20 protein-coding genes are annotated in these 13,656 nt (G+C 70.5%); 19 read left to right on the forward strand and 1 reads right to left on the reverse strand.

The genetic code is table 11. The annotated features are described in order from the left end of the window. Positions 1 to 55 precede the first annotated feature (55 nt). The 4 genes from Q5762_RS07350 to Q5762_RS07365 all read left to right on the forward strand — a co-directional run bounded on the left by Q5762_RS07350 (position 56) and on the right by Q5762_RS07365 (position 1,791). Positions 56 to 430, forward strand: coding sequence for an HIT domain-containing protein (locus Q5762_RS07350; protein ID WP_315891173.1), 375 nt, complete (start codon positions 56 to 58; stop codon positions 428 to 430). Next, entirely contained in the window at positions 427 to 864 is a 438-nt protein-coding gene (locus Q5762_RS07355) for a hypothetical protein (RefSeq protein ID WP_315891174.1), read from the forward strand. The genes Q5762_RS07350 and Q5762_RS07355 overlap by 4 nt, the downstream gene beginning before the upstream one ends. After that, complete coding sequence (locus Q5762_RS07360) at positions 861 to 989, forward strand: hypothetical protein (RefSeq protein ID WP_315891175.1); 129 nt, start codon at positions 861 to 863, stop codon at positions 987 to 989. The genes Q5762_RS07355 and Q5762_RS07360 overlap by 4 nt, the downstream gene beginning before the upstream one ends. Before the next feature lie 97 nt (positions 990 to 1,086). Beyond that, a complete protein-coding gene (locus Q5762_RS07365; protein WP_315891176.1) occupies positions 1,087 to 1,791 on the forward strand; it encodes a hypothetical protein in 705 nt (234 codons plus the stop codon). A 55-nt stretch (positions 1,792 to 1,846) separates the two neighbouring features. Here Q5762_RS07365 and Q5762_RS07370 read toward each other — a convergent pair whose 3' ends face one another. Further along, positions 1,847 to 2,149, reverse strand: a complete 303-nt coding sequence (locus Q5762_RS07370; RefSeq protein WP_315891177.1) for a hypothetical protein — start codon at positions 2,147 to 2,149, stop codon at positions 1,847 to 1,849. A gap of 154 nt (positions 2,150 to 2,303) precedes the next feature. On the opposite strand from Q5762_RS07370, the gene Q5762_RS07375 reads away from it, so the two are divergent. The 15 genes from Q5762_RS07375 (at position 2,304) to Q5762_RS07445 (ending at position 13,654) form a co-directional block, all read left to right on the forward strand. Then, positions 2,304 to 2,606 (forward strand): hypothetical protein, encoded by a 303-nt coding sequence (locus tag Q5762_RS07375; RefSeq protein WP_315891178.1) that lies wholly within the window; start codon positions 2,304 to 2,306, stop codon positions 2,604 to 2,606. Further along, positions 2,606 to 3,454, forward strand: coding sequence for a protein transporter Sec31 (locus Q5762_RS07380; protein WP_315891179.1), 849 nt, complete (start codon positions 2,606 to 2,608; stop codon positions 3,452 to 3,454). Before Q5762_RS07375 ends, Q5762_RS07380 begins: the two co-directional genes overlap by 1 nt. Continuing rightward, positions 3,454 to 3,630, forward strand: coding sequence for a hypothetical protein (locus Q5762_RS07385; protein ID WP_315891180.1), 177 nt, complete (start codon positions 3,454 to 3,456; stop codon positions 3,628 to 3,630). The genes Q5762_RS07380 and Q5762_RS07385 overlap by 1 nt, the downstream gene beginning before the upstream one ends. Continuing rightward, a complete protein-coding gene (locus tag Q5762_RS07390) occupies positions 3,627 to 4,127 on the forward strand; it encodes a hypothetical protein (RefSeq protein WP_315891181.1) in 501 nt (166 codons plus the stop codon). The genes Q5762_RS07385 and Q5762_RS07390 overlap by 4 nt, the downstream gene beginning before the upstream one ends. Continuing rightward, complete coding sequence (locus Q5762_RS07395; protein WP_315891182.1) at positions 4,124 to 4,723, forward strand: hypothetical protein; 600 nt, start codon at positions 4,124 to 4,126, stop codon at positions 4,721 to 4,723. The genes Q5762_RS07390 and Q5762_RS07395 overlap by 4 nt, the downstream gene beginning before the upstream one ends. Positions 4,724 to 4,856: 133 nt before the next feature. Next, positions 4,857 to 5,072: a hypothetical protein gene (locus Q5762_RS07400; protein WP_315891183.1), complete on the forward strand. Its 216-nt coding sequence runs from the start codon at positions 4,857 to 4,859 to the stop codon at positions 5,070 to 5,072. A gap of 12 nt (positions 5,073 to 5,084) precedes the next feature. Next, a complete protein-coding gene (locus Q5762_RS07405; RefSeq protein ID WP_315891184.1) occupies positions 5,085 to 5,396 on the forward strand; it encodes a DUF6221 family protein in 312 nt (103 codons plus the stop codon). 232 nt (positions 5,397 to 5,628) lie between these two features. Beyond that, positions 5,629 to 6,042, forward strand: coding sequence for an SHOCT domain-containing protein (locus Q5762_RS07410; RefSeq protein ID WP_315891185.1), 414 nt, complete (start codon positions 5,629 to 5,631; stop codon positions 6,040 to 6,042). Positions 6,043 to 6,213: 171 nt separating this feature from the next. Further along, positions 6,214 to 6,756, forward strand: coding sequence for a hypothetical protein (locus Q5762_RS07415; protein WP_315891186.1), 543 nt, complete (start codon positions 6,214 to 6,216; stop codon positions 6,754 to 6,756). Further along, positions 6,743 to 8,020, forward strand: coding sequence for a PBSX family phage terminase large subunit (locus tag Q5762_RS07420; RefSeq protein WP_315891187.1), 1,278 nt, complete (start codon positions 6,743 to 6,745; stop codon positions 8,018 to 8,020). The genes Q5762_RS07415 and Q5762_RS07420 overlap by 14 nt, the downstream gene beginning before the upstream one ends. Then, a complete protein-coding gene (locus tag Q5762_RS07425; protein ID WP_315891188.1) occupies positions 8,020 to 8,202 on the forward strand; it encodes a hypothetical protein in 183 nt (60 codons plus the stop codon). The genes Q5762_RS07420 and Q5762_RS07425 overlap by 1 nt, the downstream gene beginning before the upstream one ends. Continuing rightward, positions 8,202 to 9,779 (forward strand): capsid protein, encoded by a 1,578-nt coding sequence (locus Q5762_RS07430; protein ID WP_315891189.1) that lies wholly within the window; start codon positions 8,202 to 8,204, stop codon positions 9,777 to 9,779. Before Q5762_RS07425 ends, Q5762_RS07430 begins: the two co-directional genes overlap by 1 nt. Continuing rightward, positions 9,739 to 11,676, forward strand: coding sequence for a phage minor capsid protein (locus Q5762_RS07435; RefSeq protein WP_315891190.1), 1,938 nt, complete (start codon positions 9,739 to 9,741; stop codon positions 11,674 to 11,676). Before Q5762_RS07430 ends, Q5762_RS07435 begins: the two co-directional genes overlap by 41 nt. Before the next feature lie 53 nt (positions 11,677 to 11,729). Then, entirely contained in the window at positions 11,730 to 12,440 is a 711-nt protein-coding gene (locus Q5762_RS07440; protein ID WP_315891191.1) for a hypothetical protein, read from the forward strand. A 14-nt stretch (positions 12,441 to 12,454) separates the two neighbouring features. After that, complete coding sequence (locus Q5762_RS07445) at positions 12,455 to 13,654, forward strand: DUF5309 family protein (RefSeq protein ID WP_315891192.1); 1,200 nt, start codon at positions 12,455 to 12,457, stop codon at positions 13,652 to 13,654. Positions 13,655 to 13,656 lie beyond the last annotated feature (2 nt).

A 13,656-nucleotide genomic window follows, 5' to 3' on the forward strand; every position in this document is an offset into this window, starting at 1 on the left:
CCACCGCACTCGCGCTCGCCCTCCTCCTCGCCCGACACATCCACCGGAGCCCGAGATGACCCACCCCGCCCCCTGCCCGTTCTGCGAGATCAACGCCGGGCGCGCGCCCGCCACGTTCGTGCACGAGTGGTCCGACGCCATCGCGATCACCCCGCTGAACCCCGTGGTCGATGGGCACACCCTCGTAATCCCCAAGACCCACGTCACCGACTTTGCGGACAACCCCGACGTATCCGGGGCGACCGCGCGGCGGGCGGCGCAGCTCTGCCGTGACCTGGACTTGATGCATGCCAACCTCATCACCAGCCGAGGTGTACACGCCACACAGTCCGTGTTCCACCTCCACCTGCACCTTGTACCCCGGGCCGAGAATGACGGCCTGGCGCTGCCCTGGTACAGCGGCCGGACGCGGAAGGCAGGCGCCCGATGACCCAGCCCACGCCCGCCGAGCAGTGCTGCGAGTGCGGCAGCTCGGACGTCCGCTACCACAACTACCGCGAGCAGCCGTTTTGCTGGCCTTGCGCCGACGGACGCGGCCCCAACTCCCCGAAGCCCGAGCCCGCCGAGCGGCACACAGTCGACTCGATCACCAGCGACGCCCTCGACGCCCTGTACGCCGAACGTGAGTGGTGGCACCAGGCGTTCCTCGCCGCACGCGACTACGAGGACCGGCGCACCGCCGAACGCGATCAGTTCCAGAGGGAGCGGAACGAGCAGCAGCGGCGCGCCGAGCAGGCCGAGGCCAAGCTCGCCGCCTTCCGTGACCGCGTGCAGGCCATCACCGACGAGGCACGCGGCGGGACCCGGCAGGAACTCGGCTACGCCCTCGCCGCCCTCGACGAGCACCAGGAGCAGCAGACATGACCGCACTCATCCTGTCCGGCATCGCCCTCATCCTGAGCGCCGGATCGATCCACTACGCCTGCCGCGCGACTCGCGACTACCGCAAGGCCGCCGCCATCTACCGCAGCATCAACCACCGCCGCTGAACAGCGCGAAGGGGCGCGCCCAGTCCGCCAAGACACCTGCGGGCACGCCCCACACGGTGCGATCACCGTACCTCTGACGCACACCACGGAGCGCACCATGACCGCCACCACCAGCAGCCACCTCCGCCGGCTCATCAACCTCTGGCCCGACCTCCACGACGCACTCGGCGGCCGGACCACCATCGGAGCCTTCGGCCTCGGGCTCCGCGGCTACCTCCAAGCCCTGCAGCAGCACGACGCTACCGAAGCTGCCGCCCTCCGCGCCCTGGAGCGCTCCCCGGACCAGATCGGCGCCCGGCCCGTCCCCATCAGCATCCCGATCTTCGGCACCATGCGCGCCGTCGAGGCAGCCCTCGCCGAATGCGCCGACGCAATCGCCGCCGAGGCACAGATCGAGCCCATCAGCTTCCCTGGGAATGACTGGCCCGCCCACGACCGGGACCGCCGCCACGCCGCTGCGGTCGCGGACCTCGCAGACCCGAAGCGCTGGCGGTTCCGCGGCAACACGCCAGGCGCCCGCTACACGGCCCTGTGGCTCCTCGCCCGTATCGAGCACCGTCCCGGCCCGTTCCGGCCCCTCACGGAGACGCAGCGCCGCCACATCCACAACGTGGCCGTTGGCGCGGTCGCCCGGATCGAGAGCGCGCTCGACCTGGCGGACGGACAGCGCGAGCTGAGTAGCGAACACACGTGCCAGTGCGGCGGCCGGATCGTCGTCCGAGGTGGCAACGGAGCCGATCCGTCCGCGAACTGTCGCAGCTGCGGGGCGATCTGGTCTGAGGCCGGCATCGTGGCGGCCTGACCCCGGGCAGCACGAAGGCCCCCGTCCGGATCCGGCGGGGGCCTCGCGCGTACGGCTACTCGGCGGCCGGCTTCGGCCGGGACGACCACTTGGCCGCGCCACGCTCGATGTCTTGCACGGTGCCGAGGGACACGCCCAGCTCGGACGCGATCTTCCGGTAGGGGACGGGCGGCACCTGCGCCCGGAGCTCCATCACGACCTGACGCCGGTACTCCGTGAACCGCTTGTTCCGCTCGGCCTGGTCCTTGAGTAGGCGCCCGATAACGCGCGCCCGCGCCAAGGGATCTGCCATCGCCTCAGCTGCGTCGAGGGCATCGAACACGCGCTGCGCCTCCTCTTCGATCGGTTCCTCGGCCATTCCGTCCCTTCCTCGGACGAGCCGCTTGCGCTGAGTGTATGGGCGCCCATACATTGGCGACAAGCAGTCCACGCTGCTGATGCACAACGGCCCCGGCCAGAGTTCGCACCTCCGGTCGGGGCCTGCCCACCCTGATCACGACAGGAGCAGGCACATGGAGCGTACCGAGCTGTCCCAGCCCGACGAAGCCCTCCGCCAGACCCGCACCGACGCCGCCGTACGCGCCGGCCTCACATGGATCGCCGACCGCCTCACGGACCAACGCCCCCGGCACGACATGCTGCCCGCCGCCCGCCTCGCCCTCGCCCTCCGCGTCGGCCTCGACGTCCACGGCTACACCGACGAGGCCCACGCCCTGGAGCGCGACCTCCTCGCCCGGATGCCGCACATCGAGCAGGAGATCAGCCGCGGCGAGTACGCCCTGATCCTCCGCCGCGCCGCTGGGAGCGCCGTCTGATGCGTACCCGCACCATCCGTGAGACCCGCAAGGTCCCCCACACCATCGACGGCCGCACCGTCCTCGTCGACGAGCCCTACGACGTCCATGTCCCAGTGCCCCCGCGCGACTGGGACCGCACCGTACGAACCGGAGTCGTCGCAGTCGCCGGCATCATCGGCGCCGCCTCGATCGGCTGGTCCACAGCGAGCATCGGCGCCCTCCTCGACCTCGTCGTCATCACGCCCGCCGCCTACGCCGCGGCCGCCGTGTTCGACCTCGTGTGGATCGCGTGCATGGCCCTGGAGTGGCTGGCCCGCTACGACCCCGCCCGCGCCGCCCTCCCGCGCCGCGCCGGGTACGTCGCGCTCGCCATCGCCATGGCCGCCGTCGGAGTCCACGGCCACATCGAGGCCCAGCTCGTCATCGGCATCGTCGGCGCCACCGTCTCCGGACTCGCCAAAGGGTTGTGGACCCTCGTCCTCGCCCACCACGCCACCCCGCTCGACTCCCGCACCCAGCAGTGGGTCGACATCCAGCGCGCCGAGGCTGGCGGACGGCTCGCCATGGTCGCCGTACGGCGCGAGCTGACCCGCGCGGACGCGCTCGTGGAGGCCGAACAGGCAGCCCTCCGGACGACTCCGGATCCCTCTCCGGAGACCCCGGAGGACGAGGCGGAGACTCCGGACGACGCTCCGGAACTGCCCGGCTCCGGGCCGATGACCATTGCGGATGCCGTCCGGACAGCCGTCTCCTGCGGCATCAACGAACCGGACGCCGTCCTCCGCTACGTCCGGAAGGTCGCCGACGCCAACGCCAAGGAGGAGTCCGTCCGGAGGACTCTCCGGATGGCCCGGAGGACCGCCTGATGCTCCTCGGCCTGATCGTCTTCCCGATGCTCGCGATCCTCGCCCTGGCCGCCCTCGTCGCCCTGGCCGGCCCCCGCAACCGCTTCGCCTTCGTCCTGCCCGCGGTCCGCACCATCGCCCTCGTCACCGCCGCAACCATCTACGTCGCCGCCCTCATCCACGGAGCCCGCACATGACCCCCACCCTCGGCGCCGTCTTCATCGGCTTCGCCTTCCTCGTGTGGGAGCTCTCCGTCTGGTTCCCCGGCACCAAAGCCCTCCAGACCAACGGCATCGCCTACCTCGGCGACCTCCTCCCCTTCCTCATCTGCTGGTGCATCGGCGCCCTCACCGCCATGGTCGTCGGCGGCCTCGTCGGCTGGATCGGCGACACCGCCCTCTGGGGCCTCAACACCTTCGGCGACGGCCTCCTCGTCTACGGCGTCGGAGCCAAGGCCGGCACCGCACCCGGCTCCACAGCAGCACCCCTCACCGAGGGCGGCCTGTTCATGACCGGCCTCGTCCTCGCCGGGTTCCTTGCCCGCCGCAGGAAGGGCTCCACGGGCTCGAAGTGGCGCGGCTGGGGTGCTGGTGTCGGCCTCGGGCTGTCCGCCGGGATCGCCCGATACGCGGCCGTCCCTCTCGCCTCGGCCGTGAACGCGTCGGGCATCTGGTTCACCGGGATCGTCGCGTGACTACGCCCGAGGAGGTCGTCGAGGAGGCGGCGGAGCAGCCAAGCAGGCTCGCGGGCGGCTGCGTCCTCGTCGCCGGGGTGGCCGCCGCGGGGGCCGTCGCCTACGCCGTCCCGGAGACCGGGTACTACGCCGCCGGGCTGCTTACCGCCGCCGGGATCCGCCGGGCCCGAACCTGGGCCGCCGGCCGCCGCCGGACCGACGAAGAGTCGGACGAGGAGCAGCCAGTCGACATCGTCACCGTGCTCCAGGAGCTCGGCGAGGGCGGGCAGCACGTGCGCCTCACACAGCTCCAGGAGGCCGCCGGCCTGCCCGGCACGAAGGCCGTGCGCGCCCTCCTCGACGAGGCCGACATCCCGGTCCGTACGGGGGTGCGCGCGGGCGGGAAGAACGGCCCGGGCGTCCACCACGACGACATCCCCCCGGTCGAGGCGCTGTGTGAGCCCAGTTGTTTGTGCAGGTCAGACGCCAACACCAACGCCAACAACGACGGCGAGGGCGCGCCCCGAGAGGGGTTCCGTGTAGAGCACACCGGACAGGCCGGGGTCACCGTCTACGACCTCTCCGAAACCCACCGCCACTCCCCCGTGACCCGATAGGAGCCCACCATGGGCGAGTTCAAGACCACCATGTCCATCAGCGAACTGAGGGACCGCAACGAGCAGTCCCAGGCCGCCGCGCAGGCCGCGAAGACCCCGCCCCCGCCACCCCCGAAGAAGGGATGATGGCGGCATGGCGACGCAGGGCACGCACTTCTGGTTCATGACCATTCAGACGCCCACCACCGGCGGCTTCCACATCCGGGACTTCTCGGGGACGATCAGCCCGTCACGCGGCCGAACCCGGTTCGACCTGTTCAACGAACTCCGCAAGAAGGTCACCGAGGTCGACCCCAAGACCGAGCACGGCACGGTCATCGCCTTCGACATCCAGCCGAACAAGCTGTAGCAAGAGGACCCCATGGACGACCTGATCGCGTTCCTCCGCGCCCGCCTCGACGAAGACGAGCAGACCGCCCGCGCAGCCAGCGATGGGTGGTACCTGTACGACCCTGAGCAGGCCATCGCGTTCGTACCCGTCGAGGACACCCAGCACATCGCCCGCCACACCCCCGCGCGGGTGCTGGCCGAGGTCGACGCCAAGCGGCGGATCCTTAACGACCTGTGGGGTGGGCCCGACCATGAGGACATGTGGGCCCACCACATCCGTCTGCTTGCCCTGCCGTACGCCGACCACCCCGACTACCGGGACGAGTGGCGGCCGCAGGCGTAGCCCACCCCGCCCTGGGGCACCAGACCCGCAAGGCCCCGCCACGCATCCCCCGTCGTGGCGGGGCCTTTCTGCACCTAGTTGCAAAACCCTTGCGTGTGCCCCATCATGGGCGGCAGATCCGGCGTGCCCGGAAACTTCAGGCCCACCCCGAACAGGTGGGCCTTCGCATTTCCCTCACACCCCCGCCAGCCGCATGTCACGATGCCCCCACCAGCAACCCAGGGGTGGGCACATGACACAACGCATCGTCGAAAAGCGCGGCGCCAACCACGGACTCCACGTCTTCCTCACCATCATCAGCTGCGGCATCTGGGCCATCACCGGCTGGCCCATCGCCGCCGCCATGGGACGCAAGACCGTCACCCGGGTCCCGACCTACCCGCAGCAGTACCCGCAGCAGCAGTACGCCCCGCCCCAGCAGCCGGCGGCCATCCCCCCGCCGCCGCAGCATCACCCGCAGCCCACGGCCCCGTCCTGGGCGCAGCAGCAGACGCCCGCGCACGGCCAGCAGCGCCCCACCGTTAGCACCGGCGGCCAGCAGGACCTGATCTCGGGCGAGCTGATGCGCCTCGCGCAGCTCCGCGACCAAGGCATCCTCAGCCCGGCCGAGTTCGAGGCGCAGAAAGCCCGCCTCCTCGGCCAGTAGCCCAGCAGACCGGGCCCGTCCGCACATCCCCCCGTTGCGGACGGGCCCTCCCCATGCCCCCACTGCCCGGCGACGGGTGTAGAGAGCCTGGCCGTAGCCCCCGAGGACAAGCGGGACATCGCGCGGTTGGCCAGCGACCAGGGCGGTGGGCCCTAGCCCGGAGGTGACCCCGTGGGAGGACAACACGCCCGCGTCACCGAAGAGGACGAGCAGCGAGTGCGCGAGCTCCACGCGCAAGGGCTGGGCCGGAACGAGATCGCCCGCCAGATCGGGCGCGGACAGCGCACCGTCTCCGTCATCGCCGCCCGCCTCAACCTGAGCTTCGACCGCACCGCCACCGAGGAAGCCACCCGCGCCCGCATCGCCGACCTCGCCGAGAAGCGCACCATCCTCGCCGACGCCTTCACCGACGACGCACTGCGCCTGAGCGCGCAGGTGTGGGAGCCGGCGACCGTCTTCAACTTCGGCGGCAAGGACAACACCTACGAAGAGCGCGAGGTCCCCGAGCCGCCGGCCGCCGACAAGCGCGCCCTCATGGCCGCCGCCACCAACGCGGCAGCTCAGTCCCTGCGCCTTGTGCCCCCGGCCGCCGACACCGGCGCCGAGGACGCTGTGTCCGTCGTCGGCAAGATCGGCGCCGGGCTCGCGGAGATCGCGAAGCGGATCAGGGCGGAGGAAGCCAGCGACGAGGAGGCGGAGGGTGGATCTCCTTGACGCATTGCCCCTGTCCCGCCGCCAGATCATCAGCATCGTCGACTCCCAGGCCCGCATCAACGCCTGGGAGGGCTCGGTCCGTTCCGGCAAGACGATCGCGTCCCTGCTCCGCTGGCTCATCTACGTAGCTTCCGCACCCCGCGGCGGCGAGCTGGTCATGGTCGGCCGCACCCGCGACTCGATCTTCCGCAACGCGTTCCTACCCCTGATGAACCCCGAGATTTTCGGGCCCCTCGCCCATCAGGTGAAGTACACCAACGGCGCGGCCACCGCCCGCATCATGGGCCGGATCGTGCACGTCCTCGGCGCCAACGACGCCCAGGCCGAACCGAAGATCCGAGGCATGACCTGCGCCGGCGCGTACGTCGACGAAGCGACCACGCTGCCGAAGACGTTCTTCAACCAGCTCAACGCACGCTGCTCGGTCGACGGCGCGCAAATCTTCCTCACAACGAACCCAGACAACCCCGGGCACTGGCTCCGCAAGGACTACCTGCTCCGCCCGGAGAAGACCGACCTGCGGTCGTGGCACTTCGTCCTCGACGACAACCCGTCGCTGTCCGAGTCGTACAAGAGCCAGATGAAGTCGACCCACCAGGGTGTCTTCTACCGGCGGAACATCCTCGGGCACTGGGTCCAGGCAGAGGGCGCGATCTACGAGGCGTTCGACCCCGAGCGCCACATCGTGAAGAGGCTCCCGCCGATTGCGCGCTGGCTGTGCGACAGCATCGACTACGGCACGACCAACGCCTACTCCGACCTGCTCATCGGCCTCGGCATCGACAGCAACCTGTACGTCGTCAGCGAGTACCGGTGGGACTCCCGCAAGGAGAAGCGGAAGAAGACGGACGCCGAGTACTCCGCCGCCCGCCGAGCGTGGCTCCAGGCCGTACCTCACCCCGGCACCAACGTGGTGGGGGTCCAGCCAGAGTGGACGATCGTGGACCCGTCCGCCGCGTCGTACATCGAACAGCTTCACCGCGACGGCGTCTCCGGCGTCACCCAGGCCGACAACGCAGTCCTCGACGGGATCCGCACGGTCGGCACGCTGTTCGCCGCGAACCGGCTGTTCGTCCACGAGTCCGCTGTCGGCTTGATCGAGGAGCTCCCGGGCTACTCGTGGGACGACGACAAGTCGGAGAAGGGCGAGGACGCCCCGATCAAGCTCGACGACCACTCCTGTGACGCGCTGCGGTACGGCGTCCGTACGACCGAGGCCCTGTGGCGGCCGCACATCCCGACCCTGATGGAGGTGGCTGCCTGATGGCTGCGCTGGTGAACATGCCCGTGTACATGCGCCTGGGCGGCAGCGCCGAAGTGGAGGTCGGCAGGATCGAGATCCCCGTGTCCGGCGACGGCACCATCGACTTCGACCGAGCGCAGTTCGCCGCGATGCTGCGCTCCGCCGCCGACGCGTACGAGACCCCGGAGCAGGAGGACGACTGATGCCCCTGCCCGCGAGCGGCACGACATGGCCGCCGACCGACCCGATCGTGCAGTCCGACCTCGCCGACTGGGACGCCTGGTACTCCGCCGAACCCGACCGGCTGGAGCAGCGCTACGAAGGCCGCGGCGCCCTCGCCACCCCCAACCGGCCCGTGCAGTACGCCGGCGGCCTCCGTGGCCGTCTCGCGCGCTGGTTCTGGGGCAACCCGACCCCGGACGGGGAGAAGCGCACCAAGCTCCACATCCCGCTGGCCGGCGACATCGCGCGCACCTCGTCCGGGCTGCTGTTCTCCGAGCCTCCGAAGCTGATCAGTGACGACACGGCGACGCAGGACCGCCTCGATCAGCTCGTCGAGAGCGGCTTGCACCCGACGCTCCTCGAAGCTGGGGAGCTGTGCGCGGCGCTCGGCGGCGCGTACTTCCGCGTCGTGTGGGACGACACCGTCTCGGACCGGCCGTGGATCGATACGGTGGCCGCCGACCGGGCCGTCCCCGAGTTCTCCTACGGCAAGCTGACTGCGGTGACGTTCTGGACCGTCCTCGACTCCCAGGGCGACGACCGCCGCGTGTTCCGGCACCTGGAGAAGCACGAGAAGGGCCGGATCTACCACGGCCTCTACGAGGGATCCGCGACCGCGCTCGGCGCCGTACGCGCGCTTCAGGACCACCCCGCTACCGCCCCCCTGGCGGCCATGGTCAACGAGGATGGCGGCATCGACACCGGCGCCCCGGACCACCTCACCGCCTCGTACATGCCCAACGTGCGCCCCGCACGCGGCTGGCGCCACATCCCGAGCGCCGCCTACTGGGGACAGAGTGATTTCCAGGGCATCGAAGGCATCATGGATGCGCTCGACGAGGCATGGTCCAGCTGGATGCGGGACATCCGCATCGGCAAGGGCCGCATCATCGTCGCCGACGCACTCCTCCAGCCCCTCGGCCCCGGCCAGGGCGCCACCTGGAACGAGGACCAAGAGGTCTACGCCGGGCTGAACATGCTCCCGCGCGCAGGCGACCCCAACCCGATCACCGACGTCCAGTTCGCAATCCGGGTCAAGGAGCACGCCGACACCTGCGCCGCACTCCTGGACCAGGCGGCCCGCCAGGCCGGCTACTCCGCGAGCACGTTCGGGGAGACCGACGGCACCGCGGTCACGGCGACGGAGATCCGGGCCCGGCAGCGCCGGACGCTGATGACCCGGTCGAAGAAGTCGCTGTACGCCGATCCCGCTCTCTCCAGCATCTCGGCAGCCTGGCTTGCGGTTCTGGCCGGTCCTCGGTTCCGCGTGTCGGGCCTCGACCTGAGCACCCCGCCCCGCGTCGAGTTCCAGGATTCGATTAGCGAGAGCGCCGGCGAGCTGGCCACCACGGCGGAACTCCTACGCCGGGCCGAGGCCGCGTCCACGGAGACGCTGGTGAAGATGCTCAACCCGGACTGGGACAAGACCCAGGTGAAGGCCGAGGTGGACGCGATCCTCGGCGAGTCCGGGCGCGCAGTCTCTGACCCCGCAATGACCGGAGCAGAGGGGGCCAGCGATGCCGGTTTCCCCAGCGATGGCGGAGGACCTCGCCCGTGAGGTAGGGCTCCTCTACCAGGACGCCGAGGCCGCCCTCTTGGAGCTGCTCGCCGCGGCCCTGGAGGCCGACATCGAGTCCCCCCGGTGGGCGGAGCTGAAGCTCGCGAGCCTGGGCAACCTCCGCACGGCCGTCGAGCAGGTCGCCGACGCGCTCCAGCAGGACACCACCGGGGCCGTACGGCGCGCCCTGGTGACCGCCTACAACCGCGGCCGCCAGGCCGCCGTAGCCGAGCTCGGGGCGCTCGACATCGGCCGCGAACTCGTCGCCCGCGGCACTCTGCCGAACGCCCCCGCCGTCGACCGGCTCGCCGCGTCCATGGCCGAGGACACCCGGCCGCTCTACCAGCGGATCACCCGGGCCGTCGTCGACACCTACCGGCGGGTCATCGGCCGCGCCTCCGGGACACAGCTCCTCACCGGCATCACCCGGAGGCAGGCGTCACAGCGGGCGCTCGACGAGTTTGCGCAGCGCGGCGTCACTGGGTTCGTCGACTCCGCCAACCGCTCCTGGGACATGGCGTCCTACGCCGAGATGGCTGTCCGCAGCGTGACGGCTCGCGCCGCGATCGAGGGCCATATCGACGCCCTCGCGGAGATCCGCGTTGGGCTGGTCATCGTCTCGGATGCGCCGCTGGAGTGCCCGCTGTGCCGACCGTGGGAGGGCGAGATCCTCACACTAGGCAGCACCCCGGGCCCGCACACCGTGCGCCTGCCCAACGAGGGGGACCACGGCCGGACGTCGGTCGCCGTGCACGTTGCGGGATCCCTCGCGGAGGCCCGCGGCGCCGGGCTATTCCACCCCAACTGCTTCCCCGGCGACACCCTCGTCACCGCGCCGTCGGGCGTACGCGCCGCGGATGCCCGCTGGTACGAGGGTGACCTCGTCGTCATCCACACAGCCGGCGGCAAGGAACTGTCCGTCACCCCAAATCACCCGGTACTGACGCCGGAAGGATGCGTCGCGGCGGGAGCGCTCAAGGTAGGCAGCCGCGTCCTGCGCTACGGCGGCAGTGTCGAGTGGGTGGACGGCGTGGGTCCAGGCGATGAGCAGGTTCCAGCCCGCATCAGCGATGTCTTTGACACGCTGCGGAAGTCGGTCCCAGTGGCGTCCGTGCATGTGCCAGGCGCCGCCGAACAGTTCCACGGCGACGGGTTCGAGTCCGATGTCGAGGTTGTACTTGCCGATGGCCTGCTGGCTGATGGTCTCAATTCCGAGGCTGTTGAGGTGCTGGGCGATGGCTCGTTCCTCGTCGGTGGCATGGGCTTCAGTGCGCTGCTTCCCGAGGGCGCGGCGGGCGAGGTCGTCGGCGGAGCGGGTCATCCCGCGTACAGCGTCATGTGCCGCCGCCATTTGCGCGGCGCGCTGCTCGGGGGTCTTGTCGGCCCACTTCCGGAGCTCGGCCTCGGTGCGGGAGATGTTGGCGCCTCGCTTGAGGATCCAGCGGCTGACGGCCGCCTGGCTGATGCCGAAGGAGGTCGCGATCTGGTCCTGAGTCTGTCCGGAGCGGTAGCGGTCGATGATGTCGTCGACCTGCGACGGCGTGAGTTTGCGGGCCACGTCTACAACCTCCAGACGGGCGACGGCTGGTACGTCGCCGGGGGCTTGGTGGTGCACAACTGTCGTCACAGTCTAGGGGCTTATCTGCCTGGAGTGACAACCCGGCCGCCGCACCACCCGACGCCCGGTACGACGTACGAGGACACGCAGCGGCAGCGTGAGATCGAGCGGCACATCCGCCGGTGGAAGCGCGTCCAGGCCGCCGCGATGAACGAGGACGCCCGGCGCCGCGCCGGAACCTTCGTCCGCAAGTGGCAGGCCGAAGCGCGCGCCCACGTGGCCGCGCACGAAGACCTCCGCCGAAAGCCCGCACGCGAGCAGATCAGCTCCGCGCGCTGAACACCCGCCCCACGGCTGCACGGCCACGGGCACACCCGAAACGGGAGAACACCATGCCCCACCCTTTCCAGCACCCGTACGCCACGCATCCTGCCGGGACCGTGGTCGGCTATCGCCGCAACGGCCAGCCGATCTACGTCATCGCGGGTGGCAGCGACGAGGGCGCCGCCGGATCCGCATCCGGACAGCCCCCCGCCGGTAGCCCGGACCCGTCCGGACAGCCCCCGACCCCGCCCGTCCCGCCTGCCGGTGACCAGGGCGGACAGACGTCCGGAGGATCCGGAGAGGAGACGGACTGGAAGGCGCTCGCCCGCCAGTGGGAGAAGCGCGCCAAGGAGAATAAGGGCGCCGTCGACGAGCTCGCCCAGATCCGCGAGCAGAACATGAGCGACCAGGAGAAGGCCGTCGCCGCGGCGGAGAAGGCCGGCCGCACGGCCGCCGCCTCCGAGTACGCCGCGAAGCTCGCCGGTGCCGAGTTCCGGGCCGCGCTCGCCGCCGCCCGCATTGAGCTCGGCGAAGCCAGCGCCCTGATCGACGTCACCCAGTTCGTCGACAACGGCGAGGTCGACACCAAGGCCATCGAGGCCGCGGTGAAGAAGCTTGCGAAGCTCGCCCCGCGCGGGCCCGGCCGCTCTGGCGGCGACATGGGCGGATCCGGCGGATCCGGAGACCAGCCCTCCATCGACAAGCAGATCGCCGAAGCCACCGCCCGCCGGGACTTCGCGACCGTCATCCGACTGAAGCGGCAGAAGGCCGCCACCTGACCTAGGAGACCCTCATGGCCGGTATCACCGGGATGGGCACCACCTTCGACCTCCCCAACTACGCGGGCGAACTGTTCGCCCTCACCCCTGCCGACACCCCGTTCCTGTCCGCGATCGGCGGCCTGACCGGCGGCGGCATGACGTCCGGCGTCGAGTTCGAGTGGCAGACCTACGACCTGCGCGACCCGTCGCAGCGCACCCGCGTCGAGGGCGCGACCGCGCCGACGGCCGAGGAGCGGGTCCGGGCGAACGTGCGGAACGTGGCCCAGATCCACCAGGAGAAGGTGTCCGTCTCGTACACCAAGCAGGCCGCCATGGGGATGCTGGCCACCCCCGGCGCAGCGCCGTTCCGTGGGGTCGACGGCTCCAACCCGGTAAACAACGAGCTGGACTGGCAGGTCGCGCAGGCCCTGAAGTCCATCGCCCTGGACGTCAACTACAGCTTCATCAACGGGGCGTACTCCAACCCGACGACGAACGCCACGGCCCGCAAGACCCGCGGCCTGCTCGCCGCGATCACCTCGAACCGGATCGCGAAGGGCGTCACCACCACCGGCGCCACCGCGGCCACCGACACGATCACCTCGACCGCTCACGGCCTCGTCGACGGCGACAAGATCGTGTTCACGAACACGTCGACCGCCACCGGCATCGTCGCCGGCCGGATCTACTACGTGGACGCCATCGACGCGAACACGTTCAAGGTCTCGTCCAGCTCGGGCGGCGCTGCGATCACCCTCGGCACGGTGACGGGCATCGCGTACACCAACCCGTGGGAGACCGCGCTCACCACGGACCACGTGTCCGACCTGCTCCAGCTCGCCTACGACAACGGCGGCATCTCGGAGCAGGAGACCGCGACGCTGGTCGTCAACTCGGCGCAACGCCGTGCGGTCACCAAGGCCTTCGCCTCGGCGTACGGCCAGTTCCACGAGACGTCCCGCACCGTCGGAGGCGTCGCCGTCGACACCCTCATCACCGACTTCGGCACCCTCAACGTGATGATGGACCGGCACATGCCGCAGGACGTCATCACCGTCGCGTCGCTGGAGCAGTGCCGGCCGGTGTTCCTCAACGTCCCGAGCAAGGGCGTGATGTTCGAGGAGCCGCTCGCGAAGACCGGCGCGTCGGACGAGGTCCAGCTGTACGGAGAGATCGGCCTGGAGTACGGCAACGAGAAGGCCCACGCGGCCATGACCGGTCTGAAGGTCTGACC

The sequence above is a fragment of the Streptomyces sp. P9(2023) genome (assembly GCF_032436795.1).
Taxonomy (GTDB): domain Bacteria; phylum Actinomycetota; class Actinomycetes; order Streptomycetales; family Streptomycetaceae; genus Streptomyces.